This window comes from Meiothermus sp. Pnk-1 (assembly GCF_003226535.1).
GTDB lineage: Bacteria > Deinococcota > Deinococci > Deinococcales > Thermaceae > Allomeiothermus.
Window position 1 is genome coordinate 30,702 of record NZ_QKOB01000003.1, and the last position, 26,586, is coordinate 57,287.

At 67.1% G+C, this 26,586-nt stretch carries 28 protein-coding genes and 1 riboswitch; of the genes, 10 read left to right on the forward strand and 18 right to left on the reverse strand.

The features are described from left to right. Positions 1-4: 4 nt before the first annotated feature. The 18 genes from DNA98_RS04920 to DNA98_RS05005 all read right to left on the reverse strand — a co-directional run bounded on the left by DNA98_RS04920 (position 5) and on the right by DNA98_RS05005 (position 18,105). Positions 5-808, reverse strand: coding sequence for an IclR family transcriptional regulator (locus DNA98_RS04920; protein WP_110527076.1), 804 nt, complete (start codon positions 806-808; stop codon positions 5-7). 69 nt (positions 809-877) lie between these two features. Further along, entirely contained in the window at positions 878-1,666 is a 789-nt protein-coding gene (locus DNA98_RS04925) for a DUF1932 domain-containing protein (protein ID WP_233493093.1), read from the reverse strand. 13 nt (positions 1,667-1,679) lie between these two features. After that, complete coding sequence (locus DNA98_RS04930; RefSeq protein WP_158531604.1) at positions 1,680-3,215, reverse strand: tannase/feruloyl esterase family alpha/beta hydrolase; 1,536 nt, start codon at positions 3,213-3,215, stop codon at positions 1,680-1,682. A 179-nt stretch (positions 3,216-3,394) separates the two neighbouring features. Next, positions 3,395-4,054 carry a 4-carboxy-4-hydroxy-2-oxoadipate aldolase/oxaloacetate decarboxylase gene (locus DNA98_RS04935; RefSeq protein WP_165363986.1) on the reverse strand — a complete coding sequence of 220 codons (660 nt, stop codon included), beginning with the start codon at positions 4,052-4,054 and terminating at the stop codon, positions 3,395-3,397. Beyond that, positions 4,051-4,761 carry a PIG-L deacetylase family protein gene (locus tag DNA98_RS04940; RefSeq protein ID WP_110527086.1) on the reverse strand — a complete coding sequence of 237 codons (711 nt, stop codon included), beginning with the start codon at positions 4,759-4,761 and terminating at the stop codon, positions 4,051-4,053. The genes DNA98_RS04935 and DNA98_RS04940 overlap by 4 nt, the downstream gene beginning before the upstream one ends. Next, complete coding sequence (locus DNA98_RS04945) at positions 4,758-5,669, reverse strand: DUF6282 family protein (protein WP_110527089.1); 912 nt, start codon at positions 5,667-5,669, stop codon at positions 4,758-4,760. Before DNA98_RS04945 ends, DNA98_RS04940 begins: the two co-directional genes overlap by 4 nt. Next, entirely contained in the window at positions 5,666-6,322 is a 657-nt protein-coding gene (locus DNA98_RS04950) for a GntR family transcriptional regulator (RefSeq protein ID WP_110527093.1), read from the reverse strand. The genes DNA98_RS04945 and DNA98_RS04950 overlap by 4 nt, the downstream gene beginning before the upstream one ends. 1 nt (position 6,323) lies before the next feature. Continuing rightward, entirely contained in the window at positions 6,324-7,304 is a 981-nt protein-coding gene (locus DNA98_RS04955; protein ID WP_110527096.1) for a catechol 2,3-dioxygenase, read from the reverse strand. 84 nt (positions 7,305-7,388) lie between these two features. Then, positions 7,389-8,591: a 4-hydroxybenzoate 3-monooxygenase gene (locus tag DNA98_RS04960; RefSeq protein ID WP_110527099.1), complete on the reverse strand. Its 1,203-nt coding sequence runs from the start codon at positions 8,589-8,591 to the stop codon at positions 7,389-7,391. Then, the gene (locus DNA98_RS04965) at positions 8,584-8,838 is read right to left on the reverse strand and encodes a dihydrodiol dehydrogenase (RefSeq protein WP_110527101.1); all 255 of its coding nucleotides are present in this window, start codon (positions 8,836-8,838) and stop codon (positions 8,584-8,586) included. The genes DNA98_RS04960 and DNA98_RS04965 overlap by 8 nt, the downstream gene beginning before the upstream one ends. A 10-nt stretch (positions 8,839-8,848) precedes the next feature. Beyond that, positions 8,849-9,361: a 3-phenylpropionate/cinnamic acid dioxygenase subunit beta gene (locus tag DNA98_RS04970; protein ID WP_110527104.1), complete on the reverse strand. Its 513-nt coding sequence runs from the start codon at positions 9,359-9,361 to the stop codon at positions 8,849-8,851. 8 nt (positions 9,362-9,369) lie between these two features. Continuing rightward, positions 9,370-10,704, reverse strand: coding sequence for an aromatic ring-hydroxylating dioxygenase subunit alpha (locus tag DNA98_RS04975; RefSeq protein ID WP_110527107.1), 1,335 nt, complete (start codon positions 10,702-10,704; stop codon positions 9,370-9,372). Between the two features lie 13 nt (positions 10,705-10,717). Next, entirely contained in the window at positions 10,718-12,172 is a 1,455-nt protein-coding gene (locus DNA98_RS04980; protein WP_110527110.1) for an ATP-binding cassette domain-containing protein, read from the reverse strand. Beyond that, on the reverse strand, positions 12,153-13,100 hold the full coding sequence (locus tag DNA98_RS04985; RefSeq protein WP_110527112.1) for a branched-chain amino acid ABC transporter permease: 948 nt from the start codon (positions 13,098-13,100) through the stop codon (positions 12,153-12,155). Before DNA98_RS04985 ends, DNA98_RS04980 begins: the two co-directional genes overlap by 20 nt. Then, on the reverse strand, positions 13,097-13,954 hold the full coding sequence (locus DNA98_RS04990) for a branched-chain amino acid ABC transporter permease (protein ID WP_110527115.1): 858 nt from the start codon (positions 13,952-13,954) through the stop codon (positions 13,097-13,099). Before DNA98_RS04990 ends, DNA98_RS04985 begins: the two co-directional genes overlap by 4 nt. A gap of 2 nt (positions 13,955-13,956) precedes the next feature. Then, entirely contained in the window at positions 13,957-15,144 is a 1,188-nt protein-coding gene (locus DNA98_RS04995; RefSeq protein ID WP_110527118.1) for an ABC transporter substrate-binding protein, read from the reverse strand. Positions 15,145-15,424: 280 nt separating this feature from the next. Continuing rightward, the gene (locus DNA98_RS05000) at positions 15,425-17,620 is read right to left on the reverse strand and encodes a YhgE/Pip domain-containing protein (RefSeq protein WP_110527121.1); all 2,196 of its coding nucleotides are present in this window, start codon (positions 17,618-17,620) and stop codon (positions 15,425-15,427) included. Between the two features lie 29 nt (positions 17,621-17,649). Further along, complete coding sequence (locus DNA98_RS05005; protein WP_110527124.1) at positions 17,650-18,105, reverse strand: MarR family winged helix-turn-helix transcriptional regulator; 456 nt, start codon at positions 18,103-18,105, stop codon at positions 17,650-17,652. 144 nt (positions 18,106-18,249) lie between these two features. Beyond that, positions 18,250-18,381, forward strand: a riboswitch (SAM riboswitch). Positions 18,382-18,503: 122 nt separating this feature from the next. Here DNA98_RS05005 and DNA98_RS05010 point away from each other — a divergent pair. Genes DNA98_RS05010 through cobA form a run of 10 tightly spaced genes read left to right on the forward strand, consistent with a single transcriptional unit; the run spans position 18,504 to position 26,575 of the window. After that, complete coding sequence (locus DNA98_RS05010; RefSeq protein WP_110527127.1) at positions 18,504-19,085, forward strand: hypothetical protein; 582 nt, start codon at positions 18,504-18,506, stop codon at positions 19,083-19,085. Then, positions 19,082-19,618 (forward strand): adenylyl-sulfate kinase, encoded by a 537-nt coding sequence (cysC, locus tag DNA98_RS05015; RefSeq protein ID WP_110527130.1) that lies wholly within the window; start codon positions 19,082-19,084, stop codon positions 19,616-19,618. Before DNA98_RS05010 ends, cysC begins: the two co-directional genes overlap by 4 nt. Further along, a complete protein-coding gene (locus tag DNA98_RS05020; protein ID WP_110527133.1) occupies positions 19,615-20,301 on the forward strand; it encodes a phosphoadenylyl-sulfate reductase in 687 nt (228 codons plus the stop codon). Before cysC ends, DNA98_RS05020 begins: the two co-directional genes overlap by 4 nt. A 34-nt stretch (positions 20,302-20,335) precedes the next feature. Next, positions 20,336-21,502 (forward strand): sulfate adenylyltransferase, encoded by a 1,167-nt coding sequence (gene sat, locus DNA98_RS05025; RefSeq protein WP_199489359.1) that lies wholly within the window; start codon positions 20,336-20,338, stop codon positions 21,500-21,502. A gap of 12 nt (positions 21,503-21,514) precedes the next feature. Continuing rightward, positions 21,515-22,501, forward strand: coding sequence for a sulfate ABC transporter substrate-binding protein (locus DNA98_RS05030; protein WP_110527137.1), 987 nt, complete (start codon positions 21,515-21,517; stop codon positions 22,499-22,501). A 20-nt stretch (positions 22,502-22,521) separates the two neighbouring features. Next, positions 22,522-23,361, forward strand: a complete 840-nt coding sequence (cysT, locus tag DNA98_RS05035; RefSeq protein ID WP_110527140.1) for a sulfate ABC transporter permease subunit CysT — start codon at positions 22,522-22,524, stop codon at positions 23,359-23,361. Beyond that, positions 23,358-24,209 (forward strand): sulfate ABC transporter permease subunit CysW, encoded by an 852-nt coding sequence (gene cysW / locus DNA98_RS05040; RefSeq protein ID WP_110527143.1) that lies wholly within the window; start codon positions 23,358-23,360, stop codon positions 24,207-24,209. Before cysT ends, cysW begins: the two co-directional genes overlap by 4 nt. Beyond that, the gene (locus DNA98_RS05045) at positions 24,193-25,170 is read left to right on the forward strand and encodes a sulfate/molybdate ABC transporter ATP-binding protein (protein ID WP_110527146.1); all 978 of its coding nucleotides are present in this window, start codon (positions 24,193-24,195) and stop codon (positions 25,168-25,170) included. The genes cysW and DNA98_RS05045 overlap by 17 nt, the downstream gene beginning before the upstream one ends. A gap of 2 nt (positions 25,171-25,172) precedes the next feature. Continuing rightward, on the forward strand, positions 25,173-25,829 hold the full coding sequence (locus DNA98_RS05050) for a bifunctional precorrin-2 dehydrogenase/sirohydrochlorin ferrochelatase (RefSeq protein WP_110527149.1): 657 nt from the start codon (positions 25,173-25,175) through the stop codon (positions 25,827-25,829). Next, entirely contained in the window at positions 25,826-26,575 is a 750-nt protein-coding gene (gene cobA / locus DNA98_RS05055; protein WP_110527152.1) for a uroporphyrinogen-III C-methyltransferase, read from the forward strand. The genes DNA98_RS05050 and cobA overlap by 4 nt, the downstream gene beginning before the upstream one ends. The last annotated feature ends 11 nt before the right edge of the window (positions 26,576-26,586 follow it).

Here is a 26,586-nt window from a genome sequence, read left to right on the forward strand (position 1 = left end):
TCCCTCAGATTCCCAACAGCGGCACCAGCGAGGCCGCGGCCTGGAGCAACACCGGCAGCGTGCGCTTCAAAAGCTCCTCCCGGCTCACCCGCCCGGCCTGCACCCCCACATTCATGGCCGCCAGCACCCGGCCCCGCGCGTTTTTCACCGGCACGGCCAACGAGCGCAGCCCCAGCTCGAGTTCCTGGTCTACCAGGGCATAGCCTTGGCCGCGCACCCGCGCCAGCTCTTCGCGCAGGAGTTCGGGGTCGGTGAGGGTGTGGGGGGTCAGGGGGCGCAGGGGCGTGCGCTGTAGGTAGGCCTCCAGCTCTGCGGGCTCCAGGGCGGCCAGCAGCACCCGGCCCATGGAGGTGCAGTAAGCGGGCAGGCGGCTGCCCACCCCCAGCCCCACCGAGATGACGCGGCGGGTGGCGGCGCGGGCAATGTAGACGATCTCCCCGCCGTCCAAGATGCTGGCCGAGCAGGACTCGTGAAGCTGGGCGCTCACTTCCTCCAGCACCGGCTGGAGCAGGCGGGGCAGGGGGGTAGAGGAGAGGTAGGCATGGCCCAGGCTCAGGATTTTGGGGGTCAGCCAGAACAGTTTGCCGTCGGTGGCCACATAGCCGAGGGTGTGCAGGGTCAAAAGCGAGCGCCTGGCGGTGGCCCGGCTGAGGCCGGTGAGGCGGGCCACTTCGCTGATGGTAAGGCGCTCGTGGCCCTCGTCGAAGCAGCGAATCACCGAGAGCCCCCTCGCCAGGGCCTCCACGAAAAAGCTCTCCTGTTCGTTGTGGGCCTCGGCTTCCAGCACCGCCTCGGGCAAGAGATTCATGATGGAAGGGATTATAGCACGGGCTGTGCGTTCTGTGAACATTGTGCGCTATACGCACACAAGGCCGCCTTAGTTGCCGGATTGCCCCTTTTCCATCTCGCCCAGCCAGGCTTCGGTGGCCTGGGCCATAAGCGGTTTCAGCCCCAGCTCTTGCAGCATCGCCGCCGCGGCCGCCATCTCCTCCCGTCGGCGCCGGGCGTGGCGCAGGCTACCCTCCACCAACCGGTCAACGAGCGCGGCGTTGGCCTCCTCCAGGGTCTGGGCGATGTTCTGACGGGTCTCGGCCTCGAGGCCAAGCCGCCGGGCCGCCTCCAAAGCCTCCCCCACCGCCGCCGCCAGCCCTTTGAAGAAGATGCTGCGCAGGAGCTTGCGGGTGGCGGCGGCCCCCGGCGCTTCCCCTACCACTTCCACCACCGCGCCCAACGGCCCCAGCCGCTCGGCATAGGCCAAAGCCCCCGGCCCCGAGGCGAGCGCTGGGGTGCGCAGGCCCCTGCCCGGCACCGGGCTCATCAGGGCGATGTCGGCGAAAAGAGCCCCGGTGGGGGCTACCGCCTCGCAGAGGGCCCGCTTGAGCGCCGGGGCCGCGGTGTTGAGGTCGGCGTAGACCACCCCCGGCCCCAGCACCGGGGCCACCCGCTGGGCCACCTCGAGCGCCACCCGGGCCCAGTTCACGCTGAGGACAACCCCGGCCCCCCAGGCCGCCTCGGCCTCGCTGGAAGCCCGCCGGATCCCCGGCACGCCTTTTTCGGGAATGGGGTCGTAGCCCACCACCTCCGCCCCGGCCTGCAGGAGGTCTTGGGCGATGGCCGCTCCGGCCTCACCCAGGCCCAGCACGGCAATTGACAGGTTCTTGTCCACAGAAGATCTCGTGTTAGTAAGGTGTGCAAGTAAAGTTGGCTGCGTCGTTGGCTTGTGCCTGAGTGGGATTGGCTGGGCCAGTGTATCTGGGGTAGGTACCGTACTCGCATAATGGGCGAGTACGCCCATTGGTTGCTGCAGTTGCAGAACTGGTGTTGCCGTCCACTGCAATAAGGTGCTCCGGTGCTTCCCCTCGCTCGACCCAGGCTTCCAGCGTTGATAGCCAATCGTGCCGAGCTGTGAAAATACCGCTGCCATGTCCCATCCCCGGAATCAGATAGAAGCGGGCAAATTTTCTGACCTCTGCCTGCCCCATGTCCGCCACCAGCTTGTTCCAATAAGCAATAGTGTTGTGGGGCGTGATGGAATCGTCAATGGTACCGTGAGTAAGAATCATCTTACCCCCCTTGGCAATAAACCGGCTGTAATCGGTGCTAACCGCATCCGCCCAGCTTGAAACTTGCTGAATGCGGCTCACCCATTGGCTTGGTTCAAAGGCTAAGGGGTCATAGTTCATGTCCCGGGTGATGAACCCTTGAATGGCGCCCTTAGCCGGGAAGAGCTGGAACGCTGAGCCGTCAGGGGCAAAGGGAAACTTACTCAAGTCGGCGGTGTTGCTGCGTCCCAGATGGTTCTGGGTAAACGTTGCTCCCTCTAGGATAGGCCAACGGGGATAACTGGTACTGCCCCCAGCAAAAGCAAAGCCAAACTGTACGGGCGAAGCGATTTTCTCCACTGCCGCAAGCTGAGGATCAGAAAGACAAGTCTCCCCAGTGTCGGCCCCACCAGGGCAACGCAAGGCTGCTCTAATGCTTTCAGTGCTTACCTTGGCGTTACAGGCGCGCACATCGCTGATGATGCCATCTTCAAGGCCATCTAAACCATCACACTGTGCCCGCACATAAGCAACCAAGGTAGCAACCTTAGCTGGGTTCATCCACGCAGGACTAGGCACGCCCAGCTTGTTGCCGTAGATAGCCCTGGCCTGAGCCCACGCACCCAGCCACATGTTGATAACGTTGTAAGCTGGGTAGTGGGCAACTATGCCGTTGTAGTCGTCCGGATAGCGTTGGGCAGCGTCAAGGGCTTCATGGCCGCCTTGCGAACCACCTATAAAGTAGGTGTAGCGGGGCTCTTGGCGATATACCCGCCGAATAAGGAATTTGGCGACATCCAACGTCTTTTTAATCTGCCATTGGGCGAAATTCATCAGCTCTTCCTGATTTAAAGCAAAACTGGTATCAAAAGGTGGTTTCCCCTCGGAAGAGTGACCGGAGTCGCTGCCCAGGGTAACGTAACCACGGGCTAATGGAGTAGGGACGTTAGCCGGCGCACCACTAAATGGATCCAATCCTGTCACCACCGTTCCGTTGGTGCCTCCACCCCCGTACTGCAATACCCGCTGATTCCACCTTTTGGGAAGGTTGACTTCAAAGCGAATGGGGGAGGCTGTGGGATCCACTGCCCAAATGTTGCCGGTGACCTTGCAGTAGCTACGTGGATAGCCTGCTATATCCGTATCGTTCACGTCAGTGGCCGCCAAAACCATCGCTCCACTTGTAGGCAACCCAATTGCGCTTATAGGTATGACCAAGCCTGCCAAGCTTGAGCAAGACCGCTGAGCTTCCACATTGGTGATTGGAGCCGACTGCGCTTGGGTTAGCGCGACCAGAGGTCCAACTACCCCCACAACCGTGAAGATTCCTACCCTCCTCATAGACCTCCTCCCTACGTTTTTTCCCTTGGCACCTTAGACAGTTCACCTTCGACATGAGAGCGCAGGCCGTAGAGGTCAACGGAGAGCTCCCCCGCCTGGAAGCGCCCGCGCAGGCCCTCTTCCCGCTGGGCACGAGCCTGGGCGGCCTCGAGCACCTCCCTCGAGCGCTCCTTGGCCACCACCACTGCCCCGTCGGCGTCCAGCACCAGGATGTCGCCGGTACGGATAAGGGCCCCGCCCAGTTGCAAGGGAACCCCGATCTGCCCCAGCGATTTGCGCTCGGCCCCCTTAGCCCGCACGTACCGGGTCCAGATGGGCAGGCCCATCTGGGCCAGCTCCTCGGCGTCGCGCACCGCGGCGTCCACCAGCATCCCGGCGGCCCCCTGGGCTTTGGCCTGGGTGGCCAAAAGTTCCCCCACCAGCGCTACCGGGGCGGGCTCGGGCATGGCGAAGACCAGCACCTCGCCGGGCCGCACCGCGGCCATGGCCGCGTGGACCATCAGGTTGTCATTCTGGGCGCACAACACCGTCAGAACGGGCCCCGCCACCCGGCTGCCGGGCACGAGCGGCAAGAGGGGCAGGTCTACCAGCCCCTCCCGTCCCGAAGCCTCGTAGACCGTGGCCACCCCCAGCCGGGCTAGGGTTTGCAGTTCGTCTTGGCTCAGGCTCATAAGCTCCTCACCACCTGGGGCAGCGCGCGCTGGAAGGCCTCGGCGCGCTCGATGTCCTTGTGGCCGGCGATGCGGCGGGCGTGGTTGGCCCGGTGGGCGGCCCGCTCGCCGTAGTACTGGCGCAGATAACCCTGCGAGGCGAAGGCCTCCATAGCCTTTTGCTTTTTCTCCCAGACCGGGGTGATGTCCAGGAAGAGCGTGGGCACGAAGCCGCACAGCTCGGGTTGGTGGGGCTCAAAGAGCAAAAACTCGGGGGGCCGCACGGTGCGGAAGGCGCTGGCCACCCCGGCCCCGCTGGCGAGCTGGCGGGCTTTCTCCACCGCCTCGTAGGTCACCGGGTGGTCGGGGTTGAAGGGGTCCTTCTCGGGGTGGGTCAGGAGCAGGTCCGGGGCGGTCTCCACGATGATCTCGACCAGGCGCTCCAGAGCTCGCTCGTCCACCCGCAAGGGGTAGTCGCCCAGATCCAGGCACTCGAAGCTGGCCCCCAAAGCCTCGGCGGCCTGGGTGGCCTCGGCGTGGCGGATAGCCTTGACCCGCTCGAGGGTCTGCCCCGGCTCCTTCCACAGCTCTCCCGACTCCCCGCGCTCGCCGTAGCTCAGGGCCACCACCCGCGCCTGCCCCCCCTGGGCGCACACGCTGGCGATGGCCCCCCCAGCCCGCCAGACGAAGTCGGCGGCGTGGGCGCTGAAGACCAGCATCCGCTTCATGCCCGCCCTCCTTTGGCCAGCTTCACGGGGTTGGTCACGGCCATCTGGCGCACCTCGGCTTCGTCAAAGCCCGCTTCCAAGAGCTTGTCGGCAAAGAGGGCCAGCCCGTCCTCTACGGGAGGGTTCTTGGGCTGGCCTAAGTCGGTGGAAAGAACGTTACGCTCCACCCCGGTAGCCCGGATGGCCTCAAACACCCGTTCCCAGGGCACCTTGCCGCTCCAGGAGGGCACCAGGCAGCGCTCGAGGTAGGCCCCCTGCTGGGCCAGGTAGCGCTGCTCGGGGATGGGCAGGGCCTGGGTGGGGTAGTCGGGGTGGGTGACCACGATGTAGCGCACCCCTTCCTCCAAGGCGGCCTCCACCACCTTCAGAATCTCCGCGCGGCCCAAGTGCCCGGTGGCCAGCACCAGGCCGTGCCGGGCCACTACCCCCAGCACCTGGCGCAGGGCCGGCACCACCCGCCCGTTGGCGTCCAGCGCCTCGATGGGATCGAGGGGTAGCCCGGCCTCTCGGAACTCCACTTGCAGCTTGGCCCACAGGGGCTTTTTCTCCGGGGGCAGGGCGTCGGCCTCCCGGGCTTCGTTGGCCGCGTCCACGGTGGGCAGCCAGACGATGCGGGCCCCCTCGCGGGCGGCGATCTCCACCGCCACCGGGTTCAGCCCTCCCACCCCGTGGTTCAGGGTCAGGCTGCCCAGTACCTCCACCTCCGGCACCACCCGCCGGGCCAAGAGGGCCCGCTCGGCGGTCGGGACGTAATGGGACTTGAGCACGAAGCCGGCCAGGCCCCGTTCGCGGAAGCGCTGGGCCAGCTCGAGGTCGTGGGTGTGGCGGGGGATCACGTCGGGTTCGATGTGCACATGCAGGTCGTAGGCGCCTTGCACCAGTTCGATGGCGCGTTCGCTGGGGGTCATAGGGTACTCCTTCCGATGCGTTTGAGGGCCGCGATGACGCCCCCCAGGTGGGCCTTCATGGCGGCTTCGGCCTCTTCGGGTTGGTGGGCGGCCACCGCGGCGATGATCCGGCGGTGCTCCTCCAAGGACTGCTGGGGGCGGCCCGGCACCAGGATGGTGTGGAACTGGTGCCGCACCCCCTGGGCCCGCAGCCCCTCGATGAGCCGGGCTGCGGTCTGGTGACCGGAGATTTCCACCAAGGTGCGGTGGAGCAGGCTGTTGAGCTCGGACATGCCCCACAGGTCGCCCGCGCGGTGGCGCTCCTCCATCTGGCGGTGGATGGCCCACAGGGCCTCGGCCTGCTCGGGGGTGGCCTTGCGGGCCGCGTGGTGGGCGGCCAGGGCCTCCAGCGCGGCGCGGGCCTCTAAGATCTCCACCGCCTCGGCCTCGCCGATGGTGCGCACCCGCGCCCCCCGGAAGGGCTCGCTCTCTACCAGACCCTCCTGCTCGAGCCGGGCCAAGGCGGTGCGGATGGCCGCCCGCCCCACCCCGAAGCGCTCGGAGAGCTCCTTCTCTACTAAGCGCTGCCCCGGCAGCAGCTCCCCGGCCAGAATGGCCCGCCGCACCAGAAGGTAGGCGCTCTGGGTCTCGGTGGACTTCTCCGTCACCGCCATCTCAGGCCTCCTGGGCCTCTACCGGGGGGGTGCCGTAGGTGTGGAAGGTGGGCACCGTCTGCAGCCCCCAGGCCTGGCCCCGCTTGCGCTCCTCCTCGTTCCAAACGATGGGCTTCCAGTCCGGGGCCAGGAGCAACCGGGCCCCCGGGCAGGCCACCTCGAAGCGGTTGCCCCCCGGCTCGTAGACGTAGAGGAAGAAGGTCTGCTGGATGGCGTGCTTGTGCGGCCCGGTCTCGATCTTGACCCCGTGCTCCAAGCAGATATCTGCTGCTCTTAGCACCTCCTCGCGGCTGTCCACCGCGTAGGTGCAGTGGTGAAAGCGGCCCCTGGCCCCCAGGTGGTCTTTGGTGATGGCTACGTCGTAGGTCTTGTTGTTGCTGGTGAGCCAGACTCCCTGCTCGTCCCCCCCGCTGAAGATGATCTGCTCGGTGACTTTCATCCCCAGGTTGCCCTCCATGAACAGCCGCATGGCCCGCACGTCCGCGGCCAGCAGGTTGATGTGGTCGAGCCGGCGCAGGTTGGCCCCTTTGCCAGGGAAGCGGGAAGCTTGGTTCTTGAGGGCGGGCCGGGTGGCCTCGGTGGGGGTGTACCAGGTGGTCTCGTAGTAGAGCTCCACAAGGTGCCCGTCCGGGGTGTGGAAGCGGTAGGCCGGGCCGTGGCCGCGCTCCTCCACCCAGCCCTGGCCCAGCCCGCTCTGCTCCAGGACCCGCACCCGCCGGGCGAGGGCCTCGGGGCTCCTGACCCGGAAGGCGAAGTGTCCCAGGCCGGGCTGGGGGGCGGCGGTGAGCTTGAGGGTGTGGTGCTCATAGTCGTCCCAGCCGCGCAGGTAAACCGAGTTGGGGGTGGATTCGCTCACGCTCAGGCCCATCACCTCGGTGAAGAAGTGGAGGCTTTGCTCGAGCTTCGGGGTGAGGAGCTCGAGGTGGGCCAGGTGGGCCAGGTCGCAGTAGGGCCAGACCCCTTCAGTGCTTACTTCGGACATGGGAACCTCCTGCACGCATGCTAGCCATAGTTGACCACATTGTCAACAATCCGTGCGGCAAACGCCCAGGGAGGGGCCCCTGGGCTAGGCCGGGACCTCCCCTCCCACCCACCCGGCGTAGCGGCCGCTGGTGTAGAGGCCCACGTAGTTCTCGGCCAGAAAACGCCGCAGGTGGGGGCTTTCGGCTAGGTGGCGGAGCTGGGCGGTGCGCAGGCCGTCGTCGAAGGGATCGGCGGGGGTGTGGAGCAGGGTGGTCATGAAGTAAGAGAAGAGCTCGGCCTGCCAGACGTGGCGCAGCGCGTCCTGGGTGTAGCCCAGCAGGAAGCCCTCCTCGCCCCGCCGGTAGTAGGCCAGCAGGGCCCGGTACAACAGCACCGCGTCGGAGAGGGCCAGGTTCATGCCCTTGGCCCCGGTGGGCGGCACCACGTGGGCCGCGTCGCCCATCAGGAAGAAGCGGCCGTGCTGCATGGGCTCCACCACCAAAGAGCGCAAGGGGGTGAGGCTCTTTTCCAACAGGGGCCCCGGGCGCACCTCGGCCACCCCCGCAAGCCGCTCGCTGAGCTCGGCCCAGATGCGCTCCTCGGGCCAGTCCTCGAGCCGCTCCTCCACCCCCACTTGCAGGTAGTTCCTCGAGCGGGTGGGCGAGCGCATGCTGAAAAGGGCAAAGCCACGGGGATGGCTGGCGTAGATGAGCTCCTCGGCAGCGGGTAGGGCCTCGGCCAGAATGCCCAGCCAGGCGAAGGGGTAGTTTTTCTGGTACAGCCGGGCTCCGGGTATCTGGGCCCGCAGCCGGCTGTGCGAGCCATCGGCCCCCACCACAAACTCGCAGGCGAGCTGCTCGGTAGCCCCCTCGGGGGTTCGGTAGAGCAGGCGCAGGCCCTCCGGGGCGGCCTCCAGGCCCAACACCTCGTGCTCGAAGCGAATCTCCCCGCCCTGGGCCAGGTAGAGCCGGATCATGTCCTGCACCACAAACTGCTGGCCATAGACCCAGATGCTCTTCCCCTCGGTGAGGCTAGGGAAGTCCAGGTGGTGCAGGGCCCCGTCGAAGGCCAGGTAGACCCCGCGGTGCTCTAAGCCCTGCTCGAGCATCCGCTCCCCCAGCCCGGCCCGGCGCAGAATCTCCCTGCTGCCCCACTCCAGCACCCCGGCGCGGATGCGGTGGGGGCTGGTCTCCAGGTACTCGCGGCTTCTGGCCTCGAGCACCACCGCCTCAATCCCCTCGCGGTGCAGCAGGTGGGCCAGCAAGAGCCCCGCCGGCCCCGCCCCCACGATGCCCACCTTAACCATGCTCCCCTCCGAAGAGGATCAGGTCGGAAAGCGGCCGGGCTTCCACGCCCTCCTCGTCGGGGCCGAAGGGGGTGGAAAGCAGCCGCGAGAAGGTCTCCACCGGCTGCCAGGTGAGGGCCTCGAGCTCCAGGGGGTCGAGCTCCACGCGGTAGCCCAGGCGCGGGGAGGTAATGCATAGCCGCTCCCCGTTGCGGGTGGCGATCTTCTCCACCGTCACGGTAGTGAACTCGTTGGTCAGGGTGAGCATGGGTACCTCCCTAGAAGAAAAAGGCCAGGTTGTGGGTGGGCAGGGTGGCGCTGTCCAGGATCACCGTGCGGCCGGCCAGCCGCCAGCCCCCCTCCTCCTGCCGCCAGACGTCGCGGCGCTCGGCCGAGAGAAAGGTGTGGTCGGGCCGGTCCCAGCGGCTCCTGAAGATGAGCAGGTTGGAGCGCACCTCGGTCTCCTCGCCCTTGGGGGTGGGCCTGGGCTCGCCGATGCGCACGTTGGTCACGAAGTGGCGCAGGCGGGAAGGGGGGTCTTCGGCCCAGGCGAAGCCGGTCTCGAGGCGGGCCACGCGCATCTCGAGGGAGGTGTAGTCTTCGTCCAGGTGGTACATCCCCCCCATCACCCCGCTCACCCCGCCCTCCGGGCCCCGCTCCTTGGTGACCCGCACCGGCACCCGGTAGCGCACGTCCTCGGCTAGCAGGGTCAGCCACTCCCGGTAGCGCCCCTCATCGAGCAGCTCGGCTTCCTTGTACAGGCAGTTGAGCAAGGCTTGCACACGGTCCATGGCCCACCTCAAGAGAGGAGCATCTCCAGGTAACGGCGGTGAAAGTTGCGCATGTTGGCGTCGGTGAAGTTGAGCCCGTAGGCCACCCCCGGCCCCGGCCAGTTGGGGTCGGGCTCGAGCTCGAGCCCCATGCGGTAGTTGAGGCGCAGCTCCCGGCCCTGGGCGGTGGCGGCGTTGTGGGCCACGTGGCTCCAGATCTCGGTGTCGTCCTGCTCGAAGGTGCCCGAGGAGCCGAAAAAGCGCAGGTAGGAGTGCCGGGTCTTCTCCTTGAACCACTCCGGGGCGTCTTTTTCCACCAAGGCCCAGGAGAAAATCTCGATGCGGCCCGGTCCCAAGGGGTGCCAGACCCGGAAGGTGAGCATCGGCACGGTGCCTTGGTACTTGTGGTCGGGCTTGCGGATGGGGTTGTGGAAGGAGAAGTTGGGGAAGAGCGTGACCAGCAGGATGCGGGTCTCGCGGGCGGTCTCGAACTGCTCACGGGTGGGGTAGGAGGTGCGGGCCCGCTCGAGCATCTCCTCCGGGTAGCCCCAGAAGGGGGGCAGCTTGGCCCCGGGCGGGGCCCCCACCACCATGCTGCCGTGACCCTTGCCGGGGATGTGAATCTGTTCGCCGTACATGGCGTACTTGGCGTCCTTGGGGGCGATGCCCAGCTCGATGAGCGAGCGGTGGGTCATGAGGGTGTGGTAGCTGTCGCTCAGGAAGGTCTCCAGCGCCAGCTTCCAGTCGGTGTGGACCACCCAGCGCTGGGGCGGACCCAGCACCTCGAGGCCCGCCGGGCTGCGCTTGGTCACGAGCTCCAAGTACCAGCGGATCTCCCCCAGCCACTCCTCGAGGCCCGGGGCCTCGGGGTCGAGGTTGCCGAAGATCATCCCGTCGAAGACCTCGAGGCGAGGAATGGGGCATAACCCCCACTCCGCCTTGTTGAAGCCGGGCCCAAAGGCCTCGCGCTCGGCCGGCACCCCGATCAGCCGGCCGTCGTTGCGGTAGGTCCAGCCGTGGAAGGGGCAGCGGAAGTGGCTGGCGTTGCCCAGCTCGGCCCGGCAGACCCGCATCCCCCGGTGGCGGCACATGTCGAGCAAGGCCCGCACCACCCCGTCCTCGCCCCGCACCACGATGTAGGGGTTGTTCAGCACGTAGCGCAGCACGTAATCGCCGGGGTTGGGGATCTCCGACTCGTGGGCCAGATACACCCAGGAGCGGCTGAAGATCTTCTCCTTTTCCAGCTCAAAAAGCTCGGGGTCGTTGAAGATCCAGGCCGGCACCAGCCCGTCCTCTATTCCCTCCTGCAGCTCCTCCAGCATCCGGCCAAGCCGAGAGGAGACCCCACCTTTGACCCTCGCCATACGTTCACCTCGCTCACACACCCAAATACCGCTGCAACACAGCCCCGCTGGCCTCCTGGGGGCGGCCCTCCCACACGATCTCGCCGTGCTCCAGGATGTAGACCCGGTCCGCCACCGCCAGCGCCATCTGCACGTTCTGCTCGGCCAGCAAGACCGTCTCGCCCTCGGCCTTCAGGGTGCGGATCACCTCCGCCACCTGCCGCACCATCAGGGGCGAGAGCCCCTCGGTGGGCTCGTCCATCAAGACCAGCTTGGGGTTGCGCAAAAGGGCCCGGGCCACGGCCACCATCTGCTGCTCCCCTCCCGAGAGCGCGCGGGAAGGGTTTTTGCGCCGCTCGGCCAGCCGAGGGAAGACCTCCAGCACCCGCTCCAGCGTCCAGCGGCCCTGCTGCCCCCAGGCCGCCATGCGCAGCTCTTCTTCTACCGAAAGCCCATCGAACATCCGCCGCCCCTGGGGCACCAGGGTCAGGCCCAGCTCGGCCCGGCGGTGGGTGGGCAGGCGGCCAATCTCCTGCCCCAGAAACACCACCTCCCCCTCCTGGAGGGGAAGCAAGCCCATCAGGGCCGAGAGCAGGGTGGTCTTGCCCATGCCGTTGCGGCCCAAAAGGGCCACCACCTCCCCCTGACCCACCTGCAGGCTCACCCCCTCCAGCACCCGCATGGGTCCGTAGCCGGCCGAAAGCCCCGCACAGCGCAACACCTCCGGGCCTGCGGCGGTGGCCTGGCCCATCTGCCAGCCCTGGCCCACGTAGATCTCCTGCACCTTGGGGTCTTGCCGGATGGCCTCGGGCTCGCCCTCGGCCACCACCTCGCCGTAGTGCAGCACCGTGACCCGCTGGGCAAACCTGAGGGCATACTCCAGGTCGTGCTCTACCAGCAGCACGGTCATCTGCGGATCCAGGCTCAGGATGAGCGCCCCGATCCGCTCCCGCTCGGCCCCGGAGAGGCCCGCCAGGGGCTCGTCCAGAAGCAGCACTTTGGGGTTTTGCACCAGGGCCATGGCGATCTCGAGCTGCCGCTTCTCCCCGTGCGAAAGCTGGGCGGCTTTCAGCTGGGCTCGCTCGGACAGCCCCACCTTGCTCAGCGCGGCCTGTACTTCGGGGTCCGGCGCGAGCGGCTCCGAGAGGCGTCGGCTTCTCCCTAAAGCCGCCTGGCGGGCCAGGGCTACGTTCTCCCAGACCATAAGCTCCGGGAAGGCGTTGGAGCGTTGGAAGGTGCGGCCCAACCCCAGCCGGGCTACCCGTTCTTGGGGCAGCCCGCTCACCTCGCGCCCACCCAAGTAGACCTTTCCCTGGGTGGGCCGGAGCTCCCCCGCCACCACCTTGAAGAGGGTGCTTTTGCCTGCGCCGTTGGGCCCGATCACGGCCCGGCGCTCCCCCACCGCTACCTTCAGGTTCACCCCGGCCAGGGCCAATAGCCCCCCGAAGGCCCGCTTTACCCCTTCGACCCTAAGCGCCTCCACGCTCACCTCCGATCCGCCGCTCCAGCAGGGGCCACAGCCCCTCGCGGGCGAACAGCACCGTGCCGATGAGGAGCAGCCCCACGAACACGCCCCACAGGTCGGTGAACGAGCTCACCCAGGACTGCACGAAGGTGTACAGCAGTGCGCCAAAGGCCGCGCCCCACAGGCCCCGGCTGCCCCCCAGGAGCACCATCACCATCAAGGTGGCCGAGGTCAGCCAGAAGAGGTCGTGGGGGCTGATGAAGCTGCGGTGCAGGGCCAGCCCGCCCCCGGCCAGCCCGGTGAGGGCCCCGGTGAGGACGAAAAGCGAGAGCTTGTAGTAAAAGGTCGGCACCCCCAGCGAGCGGATTTTCTCCTCGTTCTGGCGGATGGCCTCGAGGGTCTTGCCGTAGGGGGTACGAAGCAGATAGCGCAGGCCCCAAATGCTGCCCAAAAGCGTCAGCAGCGCTATCCCGTGCAGGACTCTGGGGTTTAAGGCGAGCCCCGCAAGGCTCAGCCCGTCGTCGCCACCGGTAAGCGCATTCCACTTGTAGGCCGCCGAGTAGACCATCTGCCCAAAGGCCAAGGTCAGCATCAGCACGAAGATCCCCTGGGTACGGAAGAGCAGCAGCCCGGTGAGGAGGGCGAACCCTGCCGATACCAGCACGGCCAACCCCAAGGCCGGCAGCACAGGCATCCCCCCCTTGAGGGCCAGGCCCACCGTGTAGGCCCCCAGGCCCAAAAAGGCCGCCTGGCCCAGCGAGGGTACCCCGCCGTGGCCCAACAACACGCTCAGCGCCACCGCCGCCAGGGCCAGCAGAGCGGCCTCGGTGGCCAGGTAGAGCGGGTATCCCCCCAACGCCAGCGGCAGCAGCCACAGCAGCACCAGCCCTGCCCGCAAGATCGCCGGCGGCAAGCGGCCAGACCCCGAGCGGAGTTCGCTGCCGGCCATCATGCCATCCTCCGGCCTAGCAGCCCCTCCGGCCTCAAGGCCAGCACCAGGGCCATCAGGGCGAAGATCAAGAACATCGCGGCCTGGGGCAGGAACAAGCGCCCAAAGCCGTCCACCAGCCCCACCAGAACAGCCCCCCAGAAAGCCCCCTCGATGCGGCCTAACCCCCCGATCACCACCACGATCAGGGCGAAGAGGGTCATCTGGGCATCGAGACCGGGGGCCAGGGCGATCATGGGGCCCCCCACCACCCCTCCCAGCCCGGCCAGGGCAGCGCCGAAGGCAAAGGTCAACAGGCTTATCCGGGCGGGCCGGAGGCCCAGGGTGCTGGCCATGGCGGGGTCGGCGGTCACCGCCCGCACCTGCACCCCAAAGGGTGTTCGGGAGAGCAGCAGCCGCATCAGCAGGAAGAGCGAGACCCCTACGGCCAGCACGAACAGGGGGTACTTGGGGTAGATAAAAGAGCCCAGCAGCAGCGGCCCGGCCAGGGCTTCCGGCGGGGGGACCGAGCGGACCCCCGCGCCGAAAGCGGCCCGGAGCAGGTCGGAGACCACGAACCCCAAGCCGATGGTAAGCAGCACCTGCTCGAGCTCCCGTCCGTGCAATCCCCGCAGCAAAAAGCGCTCCACCGCCACTCCGAAGACCCCTACCAGCAAGGGAACCACCAGCAAGGCCAGCCAGAAGTTCACACTGCTTCCCAAGGCCATGCCCAAGTAGGCCCCCAGCATGTATAAGGCCCCGTGGGCCAAGTTGATCACCCGGGCCACCCCAAAGATCAGCGAGAGGCCTGAGGCCAGCAGAAACAGCAGCATGGCGAAGGCCAGGCTGTTGAGGAGTTGGATTCCCAGGAGCATCATGGCTACTTCCCGGGATCGCGCACGATGCCCAGGTCGGCGAGCTGGCGGTTGGCCAGTACCCCTTCCACCCGGGCTACCTCCCGCGCGTAGACGTGCTGGGTGGCGTTGTTGGTCTCCGGGTCCATCTGCACGAAGCCGCGCGGGCTGATGATCTTGGCGTTTTCAAAAGCCCTCAGGAACCGGCGGCGGTTATCCACATCGCCCTCTGCGGCGTTGATGGCGTCTACGATGAACTGCATGGCGTCGTAACCGCGCACCGCAAAGTGGTTGGGGGTGGCGTTGTACTTTTGCCGGTAGGCTTTGATGAAATCTCGGTTGGTGCTGTTGTTGAGGGTGTAGACCCAGTGGTCGGCGCTCTTGGCCCCCAAAGCGGCCTCCCCGATGGCCTCGAGCACGTTCTCGTCGGTTACCTCGCCGCTCACCGCAAGCTGCACCGTGCGGTTGAGGCCGAACTGGGCGAACTGCCGCAGGAAGATCACCGCGTCGCTCCCCGATAGCACCGCGTGTACGACCTCTGGCCGGGCGGAGGCGATGCGCGAGATCACCGCGCTGTAGTCGGTGCTGCCCAGGGGGGTGTAGAGCTCGGCCACCACCTCTCCACCGGCCTGTTGGAAACCTTCCTTGAAGGCCGCGGTGGCCTCCTTGCCAAAAGCGTAATCCAGCGCCAGCAGAAAGGCTTTTTTCCCCACGTTGCGCGCCACCCAAGGCCCCATCGGATAGTGCTGTTGCCAGGCGCTGATGGAGGTGCGGAAGATGTAGGGGCTTCTGCGCTCGCGGGTGATGCCGTTGGCCGCCGCGTTGGCGACGATCAGCGGGACCTGCCGCTCGTGGACGTAATCGCGCACGGCGTAGGCCGAGGAGGAAAGGACAATCCCCGCCAGCAGGTTAACCCGGTCTTGCTCCACCAGCTTGCGCACCTTGCGCACCGCCACCGCTGGATCAGCCTCCTCATCTTCCTTGAGCAGCTGGATGCGCCGTCCGCCCGCTTGATAACCTACTTTATCCAGGTAAAGCTCCATCCCCCGGGTGATCTCTTGCCCTAGCCGGGCGTAGGGTCCCGAATAGGAAAGCACCACCCCGATGCGCAGGGAATCCTGCTGGGCCAGCGAAGGAGAAAAGCGGCTCAAGGAAGCCATGCCCAAAAGCCCCAACCCTGCACGGATCACCTGCCTACGGTGTATATTGCCCATGGTTAACCTCCTGGCTGTGGTTTGTGAGCAGGAGTCTACCAAATAGTCGGCTAGATTGTCAACAATTTGCCGGGGCCAGCCCGTACGGGCTACCCCCCAGCGGTGACTTCGGATGAGCGGCTCAGCGCATTTTTTCTCAACCCCGAAAACTGCGCTGCGCAGCCGGTAGAGGTGGTCTTCCGGGCGGGGTGGTGATCGCCGTGGAGCGCCTGGACCCGGCGGATAAAAGCCGCCGAGGTGGTGTGGCAGCGGCCTTCCGGCTTTTTCGGCGCGGGGCCGATCAGCTCAGCAGCGCCGGCTCGAGCCGGTACTCCTCGTCCTTGACGTACACCCAGCGCCGCCCGGCCAGGGTCGCCAGGCCCAGCCCCCCTGCCATGAAGGCGAGCAGGGTCAGAGCGGGGTGAAGCCAGTCCCCCGCGTAGGAGCCGAACAGCGTAGCGCGCATGGCCTCGAGCAGGTGGGTGACCGGGAGCCAGGGGTGAATCAGGCGGAAAAAGGGCGGCGAGAGCTCGATCGGAAAGTTACCCCCGGCGGAGACGAACTGCAGGATCAACAATAGCGAGACCAGCGCCCGCCCCGCCCCGCCCAGCAGCAGCATGATGGCGCCGGCCACCGCCATAAAGGCCAGCGCCCCCAAAAGCAGCACCAGGAAAAATCCAAACCCGTTGGCTACCGCGCCCCGCATCAGCCAGGCGATAATCCCGCCGGTGGCGAGGGCCTGGGCGAGGGCGATTAGGGCGGCTGGGGCGAGCTTGACCAGCACCTTGGCCAGCTGGCTTTCCCCTCGCGCCGCCTCGGGGAGGTGGGTGTAGTTGAAGAACATGCTCAGGATCAGCACCCCCATCCACAGCGAGAAGCCGGCGAACAAGGGGGCGGTGGCGAGGCCGTTGTTGGGCACCGGGTGCAGGTTCTCGTGGCGGGGCACGACCGAGGTGGCCAGCCCGCGGGCATCTCCGTTCAGCGGGCTAGAGGCGGGGATCTTTTGGTAGACCAGCTCGAGCCCCCGCGCCAGGCTCTCCGCTCCGCTTTGGAGCTTCCCGCTCCCGGCGCTGAGCTGCTGGCTGCCTGCGGCGAGCTTGTCTAGCCCCTGGCTCAGCTCGCCGGACCTCTGGCTCAGCTCCTGTGCGCCGCTATTCAGGCGCGCCAGATCGCCTTCGGCGGGCAACCGCGCGGCCATGCCCTGCATCCCGCTACCGAGCTGCCGCGTGCCGCTCACCAAAGCCCGCACCCCCTGGCCTAGCCGCTGCGCGCCGGTAGCCAGCTCTTGGCCAGCGGTATCGGCCTCGCTCATCCCCTGCGAGAGGCGGGTGGCGCCTGCGTTCAGGCTTGCCGCCCCGGAGGCCGCCTGGGCCGTCTTTTCGGCGATGCTCGCGGCCCCTTGGTGCAGGGCCTGTGACCCCGTGTACGCCTCGGCGAGGCCCTTGGAGAGGGGGCTGTTGGGGCCGCCCAGCTTGAGCGCGTCCAGCTTGGCCAGCCCGCGGGAGAGCTCTTGGCTTTTCTCGGCCAGCATCGCGCTGCCCTGGGCCAGCTGGCCCAGGCCGTCCTTGAGCTGGGCACTGCCCGAGGCCAACTCGGCGCTGCCGCCCTCGAGCTCGTGCAGGCCGTGGGAAAGCCGGGATGCGCCGTCCGCCAGGCGTTGGCTGCCCGTATCCAGCTGGTCGAGCTGGGCCTCGCTGGGCAGCCTGTCCACCACCGTGCGGATCCCTCCGGAGAGCCGGTTCATGCCCTCGGTGAGGGCCCCCACGCCCTGGCTGAGGGTTTGCGCCCCCTGATGGAGCCGGGCGGCCCCGTGGGAGGCGGCGGCGAGGCCCTGGGCCAGCGCCTGGCTGCCGCTATGCAGGCGGCTAGCGCCTTCCAGCAGCTGGTCGGCTCCCCCCTGCAGCTGCCCCAGGGCTTGCTTGAGCTGCGCCAGCCCGCTCGAGGTGTGCAGTACCGCGGCCCAGCGCTTTTCCTCGAGGGTGGCGTTGATGCTGTCGCTGAGGGTGGTGGCAAAGCGCTTGCCGATGGTCGAGGCAAAATAACTGTTTCCCTCGGCGCTCACCAGGACGAGGTTGGCCGGGCGGTTCCCCCGCCCCTCCAGGGCCTGGGCACTGAAGCCGGAGGGGATGATCACGGCGAAGTACACCTCGCCCCGATCCACCGCGGCGCGTGCGGCCTGGGCGGAGGGATAGCGCCTGAAGTCAAAGCTCTTCTTCTCCAGCAAGCTTTTTTCGAGTTCCCGGCCCAGGTCTACGCGCTCGTTGGCGAAACGGGTGCCCTCGTCGAGGTTGACCAGCCCTACCGGCAGATGGGCCAGATTGCCATAAGGATCCCAGGCGCCGCTGATCTGGATCAGGGCGAACAGCGCCGGCAGCAAGGCGATGCCCAGCAGCAGCACCACCACCTGGCGGTTGGACCCGACATGGGCCAGCTCACGCGCTAGAAAGCTCCAAAAACCCAGTTTTGCCGTGGAGGAGGTTTGAGGGGATGGCGACATGGGAAGCTCCTTCGTTGGGGCCCGGCGGCCTAGATCAGGCGGCGCAGCAGGTCCAGGAGGGTTTCGCGCTCGCCGGGACGCAGCGGGGAGAGAAACTCCTCCTGGGTGCGCAGGACGATCTTCTCGGCCTGCTCGATGGCCTGTCGGCCCGAGGGGGTGAGCACCAGGCGGTAGGCCCGGCGGTCGTGGGGGTTGGGGTGGCGCTCGAGGTAGCCCTTGGCCTCGAGGTCGTCCACTATCCCCACCACGGTGGTGCGGTCGATGCGCAGCTTGCGCCCCAGCTCGATCTGGGACTGCGGGCCTTGCAAGTAGAGCAGGGCCAGGAAACCCAACTGCTTGAAGTCCAGCCGCAACCCGGCCAGCTCCGCGTTGACCCGCCCCTGTAGGAAAGCGGCGGCCTTGGACAGCACGAAGCCGAGGTAGGGCAGGAGCTCCGCGGGGAGCGGCGGCTCGGCCTTGATGTCGGGTTCGCCCAAAACAATCACCTCATCTGACGATCACTTTAGGTGAATATCCCCAAGGCTGTCAATCCTCCCGGCACCGGGGGATTGTTTACAAGTTTTGTCACTTATGCTAGCCTACCTTCCATCCCGGCACGGGGCCGGGAGGGGGAGCGGCAGCGCCCCTGGATCTTATCCAGAGCAGCAGAGGGAACGGCCCTGCGAAGCTGCGGCAACCCGTAGGGGCTTTCAGCCAGCAAGCTGAAGTGTCTTTGCGTAGGTGCCAATTCCGGCCCGGAGGCCATCCGGGAAAGATAAGGAGGTCGGTGTGTTCGAAGCTATGGCTAACTGGCGGGTCATGCGGGGGCTTCTGTGTTCCGGGCGGTGTTGTCCTGGCCTTCTGGGCGATCGGCGCGTTGAACCTTTCGGCATGGGAGCACGGCATGGGCTTGTCGGAATACAAACCTCTTCATAACCCTCCCCTCGAGGCCCCCTCCACCGCGCAGCGCATCCAGGGCGGGGTGCACCGCCCCGGCATGAGCTACCGGGTGCAGCTGGCCTGGGACGGCAAGCGCCTCACTGGGCGGCTGGGCGGGGCGATCTTGGGCGAGAACCTCTACCTCGAGGCCCAGGGGAGAGAGTTGTTGGGCTCGCTCTCGAGCAGCCTGCGGGCTTTTGCCCTGCACGCCAAGCTCGAAGGAAATTACCTCCAGTTCCGCCGGGTCGGGGCTGAGCATGGCTCGAGCGCGTCGCTGGAGCTTTCGGGGGGAAGGGCCTCGGGGTGGGTGTACCTCGAGACGTGTGTTTCGCTGCGCGAAAGCAGCGAGGACCGGGCGCAGCCGGTGGAGGTGGAGTTCGGCCCTTCCCGGCTCCTGGCCCGCATCGGCCCCGATCAGGCGGTGACGCTGCACCACCCCGGCTTTGCGGCCTGGGTGCTGGCCGCGGCGGCGCTGGCGGCCGACCTGGCGGCCCGCGACGCCTGGCGGGTGTTGCTGGAGAGCTACGCGGGGTGGGCGGAAGCATGAGCGGGGTGGTGGTTTGGTTTACCGGGCTTTCCGGCGCGGGCAAGACCACCCTGGCCAAAGCCCTCGAGGTCCACCTCTACGAGGCCGGCCAGAAGGTCGAGCACCTCGACGGCGACGCGGTGCGCGAGCACCTGTCGAAGGGGCTGGGCTTTAGCCGCGAGGACCGCGACACCAACATCCGTCGCATCGGCTTCGTGGCCAACCTGCTGGCCAAGCACGGGGTGATCGTGCTGGTGAGCGCGATCAGCCCCTACCGGGCCACCCGCGAGGAGGTGCTCGCGCAGGCCCCGAGGAAGCTCGAGGTCTTCGTGGACGCCCCCCTGGAGGCCCTGATCCAGCGCGACGTGAAGGGGCTATACGCCAGGGCGCTCAAGGGGGAGATCGCCAACTTCACCGGCATCTCCGACCCCTACGAGCCGCCCCTGCACCCCGATGTGCACCTGCGCACCGACCAGATGAGCTTTCAGGAGTGCCTGGATCGCCTATTGGAGGCGCTCGCGCGGCTGGGGGTGGATGTGGAGGTGCGGGCGTGAAGACGGGGCCGGAGCTTTCCACCCCCGACGCCTGGGATGCGGAAACCGATCCCTTGGCGGTCATCGGGTGGGCGCTGGAACAGCACCCCGACCTGCTCATGACCAGCGCCTTCAACCTCAACGGCGTGGTGCTCATCGACCTGGCCGCCCAGGCGGGCTACACCGGCGAGGTGGTGTTCGTGGACACCGGCTACCACTTCCCCGAGACCCTGCAGACCCGCGATCGCCTGGCGGCCCGCTATCCCCAGATGCGCTTCGTCACCTTGAGCGCTGGTTTGGGGGAGGAGCCCTGGGGGGAAGAGCGTTACCGCAGCGACCCCGACGGCTGCTGCGCCGCGCGCAAGGTGGCCCCCCTGCGCGAGTACCTGGCCCGGAAGAACCCCAGCGCCCTGCTCAACGCCCGAAGCCGCGACCAGGCTTCGACCCGGGCCTCGCTCGGCTTCCTCGAGCGGGGGGAGCGCTTGCGCATCAACCCGCTGGCCTACTGGAGGCGCGATAGGCTGGAGGCCTATGCCCGCGAGCGCGACCTGCCGGTCAACCCGCTGTACTGGTCGGGCTTCCTGAGCATCGGCTGCTGGCCCTGCACCCGGGCGGTGCGCCCCGGGGAGGAGGCCAGGGCGGGCCGCTGGGAGGGCAAAGGCAAAGCCGAGTGCGGGTTGTGGGTGGGGGAGAGGGCGCTGTAGGGCCTCCCCATCCCCCGAGAAGGAGAGTGCTGTCGTGAATCAGTTGACAAATCTTGTCCACAATTCTGCCCAGCCTCAGGGGCACCCGGCGCCCCACGGGGGAGTCCTGGTGGACCGGCTGGTGCAGGCTGATCCTCGTGAATACGCCCATCTCCCCGCCCTCGAGCTCGGGGAGCGCAGCTACGCCGACCTCGAGCTCATCGCCACCGGCGTCTACTCCCCGCTGGAGGGATTCTTGGGCGAGGCCGACTACCGGAGCGTGGTCGAGCACATGCGCCTGGCCAACGGGCTGCCCTGGAGCATCCCCATCACCCTGAGCGTGCCCAAAGACCAGGCCCGCAGCTATCGGGGAAACGTGCGGCTGACTCGAAATGGCCAGACCGTCGGCCTACTCGAGGTCCTTGAGCAGTACACCCCGGACCGGCAAAAAGAGGCCCTCGAGGTCTACCGCACCACCGACCCCGCCCACCCTGGCGTGGCCGCCCTTTTGCGCCAGGGCGAGGTCAACCTGGCCGGGCGGGTGAGCCTATTCCGGCTGGATCGGGGGGAGTTTCCCCGCTATCACTTCACCCCCCGCGAGACCCGCGCCCTGTTTCGCGGTTGGCGCACGGTGGTGGCCTTCCAAACCCGCAACCCCATCCACCGCGCCCACGAGTACTTGCACAAGGTGGCCCTCGAGCACATCGACGGCCTCTTCTTGAACCCCCTGGTGGGTGCGACCAAGCAAGACGACGTGCCGGCGCGGGTGCGGATGCGGGCCTACGAGGTATTGCTGGAGCGCTACTACCCCAAGGAGCGGGTGCTGTTGGGGGTCTACCCCGCGGCCATGCGCTACGCCGGGCCGCGTGAGGCCATTTTGCACGCCATCAGCCGCAAGAACTACGGCTGCACCCACTTCATCGTGGGGCGCGACCACGCCGGGGTGGGCAGCTACTACGGCCCCTACGAGGCCCAGGAGATCTTCGCGGCCTTCCGCCCGGAGGAGATCGGCATCGAGATCCTCAAGTTCGAGCACACCTTCTACTGCCGCACCTGCGGCGCTATCGCCTCCGCACGCACCTGCCCGCACGACCGGGAACACCACCTCATCCTCTCAGGGACCCGCGTGCGCGAACTCTTGCGCTCGGGGGCCGCGCTGCCGCCGGAGTTCACCCGCCCCGAGGTGGCCGAGGTGTTGCGCGCGGCCTATCAACCTGCCTGAAGGAGAAACTTTATGTTGCGAACCCTGCTGATCTTGCTGACCCTGCTCGTGGGCGTGGGCCTGGCCCAAAACCTCACCTTGCTCAACGTCTCCTATGACCCTACCCGCGAGCTCTATGCCGATATCAACGCCGCCTTCGCCAAATACTGGAAGGAGCGCACTGGCCAGAACGTGACCATCAACCAATCCCACGGCGGCTCGGCGCGCCAGGCGAGAAGCGTGATCGATGGCCTCGAGGCCGATGTGGTGACGCTGGCCTTGGCCTACGATATCGACGCCATCGCCGACAAGGGGCTTCTGGCGGCGAACTGGCAAAGCCGCTTGCCCTTCAACAGCTCCCCCTACACCTCGACCATCGTCTTCCTGGTTAGAAAAGGCAACCCCAAAGGCATCAAGGACTGGGAGGACCTGGTGAAACCCGGCATCCAGGTCATCACCCCTAACCCCAAGACCTCGGGCGGGGCCCGTTGGAATTTCCTGGCCGCCTGGGGCTTCGCCCGGCGCAAGTACGGCAGTGAGGAAAGCGCCCAAGACTTCGTGAGCGCCCTTTACAAAAACGTGCCGGTGCTCGACTCGGGGGCTAGGGGCGCGACCACCACCTTTGTCGAGCGGGGCATCGGCGACGTGCTGTTGGCCTGGGAAAACGAGGCCTTTTTGGCCCTGAAGGAATTCGGGGCCGACAAATTCGAAATCGTGGTGCCTTCGGTGAGCATTCTGGCTGAACCGCCGGTGACTTGGGTGGATCGAACCGTGCAGAGAAAGGGTACCCTGGCCGTGGCCCAGGCCTATCTGCAGTTCCTCTATAGCCAGGAGGGGCAGGAGATCATCGCCCGGAACTACTACCGCCCGCGCCTGGCGAGCGTGGCGCAGCGCTACGCCAACCGCTTCCCCAAAATCTCCCTCTTCACCATCAAGGACTTTGGTGGCTGGCGCGCCGCTCAAGCTCGCTTCTTCAACGACGGCGGGGTGTTTGATCGGATCTACAGGCCCGGTCAGTAACCCCGCAAAGCAAGGAAGCCATGGCGAGCGTATACCACCCTCCATACCGACCCCTGCCCGGTTTTGGGCTGTCGTTGGGCTACAGCCTCCTTTACCTGAGCCTGATCGTGCTCATCCCGCTGGGAGCGCTGGTTCTAAAGGCCTCGAGCCTCTCTCCAGGAGAGCTGTGGGCCCTGGTGTCCTCGCCGCGGGTGGTGGCGGCGCTCACGCTCTCCTTCGGGGCCGCGGCCATCGCCTCGCTGATCAACCTGCCCCTGGGACTTCTGCTGGCGTGGGTGCTGACGCGCTGCGAATTCCCCGGCCGACGTGTGGTGGACGCGCTGATCGACCTCCCTTTCGCCCTGCCCACGGCGGTTGCGGGCATCACCCTCACCTCTTTGCTCGCGCAGAACGGTTGGGTCGGATCGCTTTTGCAGCCCCTGGGCCTTAAGGTGGCCTATACCCGGCTCGGGGTGGTGATCGCTTTGGTGTTCATCGGGATTCCTTTCGTAGTGCGTACGGTGCAGCCGGTGCTGGAAGAGCTGAGCCAGGAGCTCGAGGAGGCCGCCCTGACCCTGGGAGCCAGCCGCTGGCAGACCTTCCGGCGGGTGATCTTCCCCCTGCTGCTCCCGGCCTTGCTCACCGGCTTCAGCCTGGCGTTGGCCCGCACCGTCGGGGAGTACGGTTCGATCGTTTTCATCTCGGGCAACCTGCCCTTCCAGACCGAGATCGCTCCCCTACTGATCGTGGCGCGACTCGAGCAGTACGACTACGCGGGGGCGGCGGCCATCGGGGTGAGCATGCTGGTCGCCTCGCTATCGCTGCTGTTGGTCATTAACGGCCTACAGGCTCGCCTCTCTCGTCCTCTGGAGGACCGATGAGCTCCACCCTCTCTGCTCCTCGCCAAAGGCTTTGGAATAGGGTGAACTGGAGCAAGGCCGTGCTGGTCGGGCTGGCTTTGGTCGTTGTGGGGCTTTTCCTGATCCTGCCGGTTGTCGCCGTATTCGTTCAGGGTCTGCGTCAGGGGCTGGAGTACTACCTCGGCGCCATCACCCAGCCCGACGCGAAGGCGGCGGTCCGATTGACCCTTACGGTGGTGGCCATCGTGCTCCCGCTCAACACCCTCTTTGGGATCGCCGCGGCCTGGGCCATCGCCAAACACCGCTTCCCCGGACGGAGCCTCCTTGTCTCCCTCGTCGAGCTTCCGCTTTCGGTTTCGCCGGTGATTTCAGGGCTGGTGTATGTGCTGCTCTTCGGGCGGCAAGGGTACCTAGGCCCCTGGCTCGAGGCCCACGACCTCAAGGTCGTCTTCGCCCTCCCCGGTATAGTGCTGGCTACGGCCTTCGTCACCATCGCCTACGTGGCCCGTGAGCTCATCCCCCTGATGCAGGCCCAGGGCCGTGAGGAGGAGGAAGCCGCCCTAACCCTCGGGGCTTCCGGTTGGCAGATCTTTTGGCGGGTCACCCTACCCGGTATTCGCTGGGGCCTGTTGTACGGCGTGATCATGTGCAATGCCCGGGCTATGGGGGAGTTCGGTGCGGTGGCGGTGGTCTCGGGCCACATCCGGGGACAAACCGCTACCGTGCCCCTATACGTGGAAATGCTCTACAACGAGTATCAGGGGGTGGCCGCTTTCGCGGTCGCCTCGCTGCTGACCTTGCTGGCTTTAGGGACGCTTCTGGCCAAGAGCCTGTTGACCTGGAGGATCCGCCATGAACATCAGGGTTGAGAACCTCAGCAAGCGCTTTGGCAACTTCACCGCGCTAGAAGGGGTCAGCCTGGAGGTCCACAGCGGCGAGCTGGTGGCGCTGCTGGGCCCTTCGGGGTCGGGCAAGACCACGCTGCTCAGGGTCATCGCCGGCCTCGAGGTACCCGATTCGGGCCGGGTATGGCTAGACCATGAGGACGCCACCCGCCGGCCACCGGGGGAACGGCGGGTGGGCTTTGTCTTTCAGCACTACGCCCTCTTCAAGCACATGACGGTGTTCGAGAACGTAGCTTTTGGGCTTCGGGTACGCCCCCGGGCCAGCCGGCCTAGCCGGGGTGAGCTCGAGGCGAGGGTACACGAGCTCCTCCGCCTCGTCCAGCTTGATTGGGCAGCGCGTCGCTACCCCACCCAGCTCTCGGGCGGTCAGCGCCAGCGGGTGGCGCTGGCCCGGGCCCTTGCGGTCGAACCCAGGGTGCTCCTGTTGGACGAACCCTTCGGCGCACTGGACGCCAAGGTGCGGGAGGAGCTGCGCCGCTGGTTGCGCAGGCTGCACAGCGAGATTGGTTTGACCAGCATCTTTGTCACCCACGACCAGGAAGAAGCGCTGGAGATCGCCCACCGGGTGGTGGTGTTCAACCGGGGGAGGATCGAGCAAATCGGCACCCCCGAGGAGGTCTACGACCATCCGGCCACCCCCTTCGTATACCACTTCCTGGGACGCTCGAATGCTTTGGCCAGCGGCTTTGTTCGCCCCCACGAGTTCGCGGTTTCGGCCCGGCCCGCGGAGGGCTACCGCCCGGGCGTGCTCCGACACCTGCGCCTGATCGGGGCGGTGGCGCGGCTGGAGGTGGAAACCCCTGAGTCTGAGGGGTTCGTCGAGATCGAACTGCCCAGGGCGGAGCTGGGGCGCTTGGATCTAGGGGAGGGATCGGTCATCTATTACAGGCCTCAACGATTTAAGCAGTTTGCGGAGGTGAACTAACGATGCCCTACTACCCGGTGCTGCTGGACCTGCGGGATAAGCGGGTGCTGTTCGTGGGCGGGGGCTGGGAGACGGAGGCCAAGGTCAAGGGGCTCTTGGCGGTGGGGGCCAGGGTGACGCTGATCTCCCCCCTCGAGCACAAAGGCCTCGAGCCCCTGGCCCTCGAGGGTCGGATCCACTGGCTGCGGCGGGGGTATCGGCGGGGGGACCTGGCGGGCTTCTCCCTGGTGATCTCCCACCCCAGCGATAAATCGCTCAACGCCCGCATCGCCCAGGAGGCCAGGGAGCGGGGGGTGTGGCTCAACGCGGTGGACGACCCCGCCCACTGCGACTTCATCCTGCCCGCCGTCCACCGCCAGGGGGAGTTGGTGATCGCGGTCTCCACCGGCGGGGCGGCCCCGGCCTTGGGGGTGCGCATCAAGCAGCGGCTGGCCCGGGAGTTCGGCCCGGAGTACGCGGAGTACCTGCGGCTGCTGCGCTCGCTGCGAGCGGTGGTGCAGCAGACCTACCCCCAGGACTTCGAAGCCCGCAAGGCGGCCTGGTACCGCATGGTGGACAGCCCCGCCCTGGAGCGGGTGGCGCGGGGTGACCTCGAGGGGGCCAGGGAGGTCTTGCTGGCGGCCTTGCGCCACGGTCCTGAAGCGGAGGTGGCCTGGTGAGGGGCAAGGTGTACCTGGTGGGGGCGGGCCCGGGTGACCCCGAACTGCTGACCCTCAAGGCCCTGCGGGTGTTGCAGGAGGCCGAGGTGGTGCTCTACGACCGCTTGGTGGGCGAAGGGGTCTTGCAACTCGTCCACCCCGCCGCTCAGCTCCTCTACGTGGGCAAGGAGCTGGGCCAGCAAGAATGCGTGCAGGGCGAGATCTTCCGGCAGATGCTCCACCACGCCCGCGCGGGGCGGAAGGTGGTGCGGCTGAAGGGGGGCGACCCCATGGTCTACGGTCGGGGGGGAGAGGAGTGGGTGTTTCTGGCTCAGGAGGGCATCGCGGTGGAGCTGGTGCCCGGCGTCAGCTCGTCTTTGGCCCTGCCCGGCCTGGCGGGTATCCCGCTGACCTTGCGGGGGGTGGCGGGGGGCTTCGCGGTGCTCTCGGGGCACGCCCAGGGGGGGGTGCTGCCCGGGTTCAGCCCCTACGCCTCCATCGACACCCTGGTGATCCTGATGGGGGTCAAAGCGCGGGTCCAGATCGCCCGTGGGCTGATCGAGGCCGGACGCTCGCCGCAGGAGCCGGTGGCCTTCATCGAGAACGGCTCCACCCCCCAGGAGCGGGTGGTGACCGCCACGCTGGGGGAGGTGGCCCAAGGGGGGGTCGAGGTGCGATCCCCTGCGGTGTGGGTCATCGGAGAGGTGGTGCGCTTACGGGAGCGTTTGCGGGCGGCGGAGCAGGCCGCCGCGAGAGCTTTGGTTTAGGGAGAAAAAGC

Coding starts and splice junctions, on each gene's coding strand:
- DNA98_RS04920 (WP_110527076.1), bottom strand. CDS start 808: ATGAATCTCTTGCCCGAGGCGGTGCTGGAAGCCGAGGCCCACAACGAA.
- DNA98_RS04930 (WP_158531604.1), bottom strand. CDS start 3,215: ATGGTTTTGGCGGCCACTGACGTGAACGATACGGATATAGCAGGCTAT.
- DNA98_RS04935 (WP_165363986.1), bottom strand. CDS start 4,054: ATGAGCCTGAGCCAAGACGAACTGCAAACCCTAGCCCGGCTGGGGGTG.
- DNA98_RS04940 (WP_110527086.1), bottom strand. CDS start 4,761: ATGAAGCGGATGCTGGTCTTCAGCGCCCACGCCGCCGACTTCGTCTGG.
- DNA98_RS04945 (WP_110527089.1), bottom strand. CDS start 5,669: ATGACCCCCAGCGAACGCGCCATCGAACTGGTGCAAGGCGCCTACGAC.
- DNA98_RS04950 (WP_110527093.1), bottom strand. CDS start 6,322: ATGGCGGTGACGGAGAAGTCCACCGAGACCCAGAGCGCCTACCTTCTG.
- DNA98_RS04955 (WP_110527096.1), bottom strand. CDS start 7,304: ATGTCCGAAGTAAGCACTGAAGGGGTCTGGCCCTACTGCGACCTGGCC.
- DNA98_RS04960 (WP_110527099.1), bottom strand. CDS start 8,591: ATGGTTAAGGTGGGCATCGTGGGGGCGGGGCCGGCGGGGCTCTTGCTG.
- DNA98_RS04965 (WP_110527101.1), bottom strand. CDS start 8,838: ATGCTCACCCTGACCAACGAGTTCACTACCGTGACGGTGGAGAAGATC.
- DNA98_RS04970 (WP_110527104.1), bottom strand. CDS start 9,361: ATGGACCGTGTGCAAGCCTTGCTCAACTGCCTGTACAAGGAAGCCGAG.
- DNA98_RS04975 (WP_110527107.1), bottom strand. CDS start 10,704: ATGGCGAGGGTCAAAGGTGGGGTCTCCTCTCGGCTTGGCCGGATGCTG.
- DNA98_RS04985 (WP_110527112.1), bottom strand. CDS start 13,100: ATGATGGCCGGCAGCGAACTCCGCTCGGGGTCTGGCCGCTTGCCGCCG.
- DNA98_RS04990 (WP_110527115.1), bottom strand. CDS start 13,954: ATGATGCTCCTGGGAATCCAACTCCTCAACAGCCTGGCCTTCGCCATG.
- DNA98_RS04995 (WP_110527118.1), bottom strand. CDS start 15,144: ATGGGCAATATACACCGTAGGCAGGTGATCCGTGCAGGGTTGGGGCTT.
- DNA98_RS05000 (WP_110527121.1), bottom strand. CDS start 17,620: ATGTCGCCATCCCCTCAAACCTCCTCCACGGCAAAACTGGGTTTTTGG.
- DNA98_RS05010 (WP_110527127.1), top strand. CDS start 18,504: ATGGGCTTGTCGGAATACAAACCTCTTCATAACCCTCCCCTCGAGGCC.
- cysC (WP_110527130.1), top strand. CDS start 19,082: ATGAGCGGGGTGGTGGTTTGGTTTACCGGGCTTTCCGGCGCGGGCAAG.
- DNA98_RS05030 (WP_110527137.1), top strand. CDS start 21,515: ATGTTGCGAACCCTGCTGATCTTGCTGACCCTGCTCGTGGGCGTGGGC.
- cysT (WP_110527140.1), top strand. CDS start 22,522: ATGGCGAGCGTATACCACCCTCCATACCGACCCCTGCCCGGTTTTGGG.
- cysW (WP_110527143.1), top strand. CDS start 23,358: ATGAGCTCCACCCTCTCTGCTCCTCGCCAAAGGCTTTGGAATAGGGTG.
- DNA98_RS05045 (WP_110527146.1), top strand. CDS start 24,193: ATGAACATCAGGGTTGAGAACCTCAGCAAGCGCTTTGGCAACTTCACC.
- DNA98_RS05050 (WP_110527149.1), top strand. CDS start 25,173: ATGCCCTACTACCCGGTGCTGCTGGACCTGCGGGATAAGCGGGTGCTG.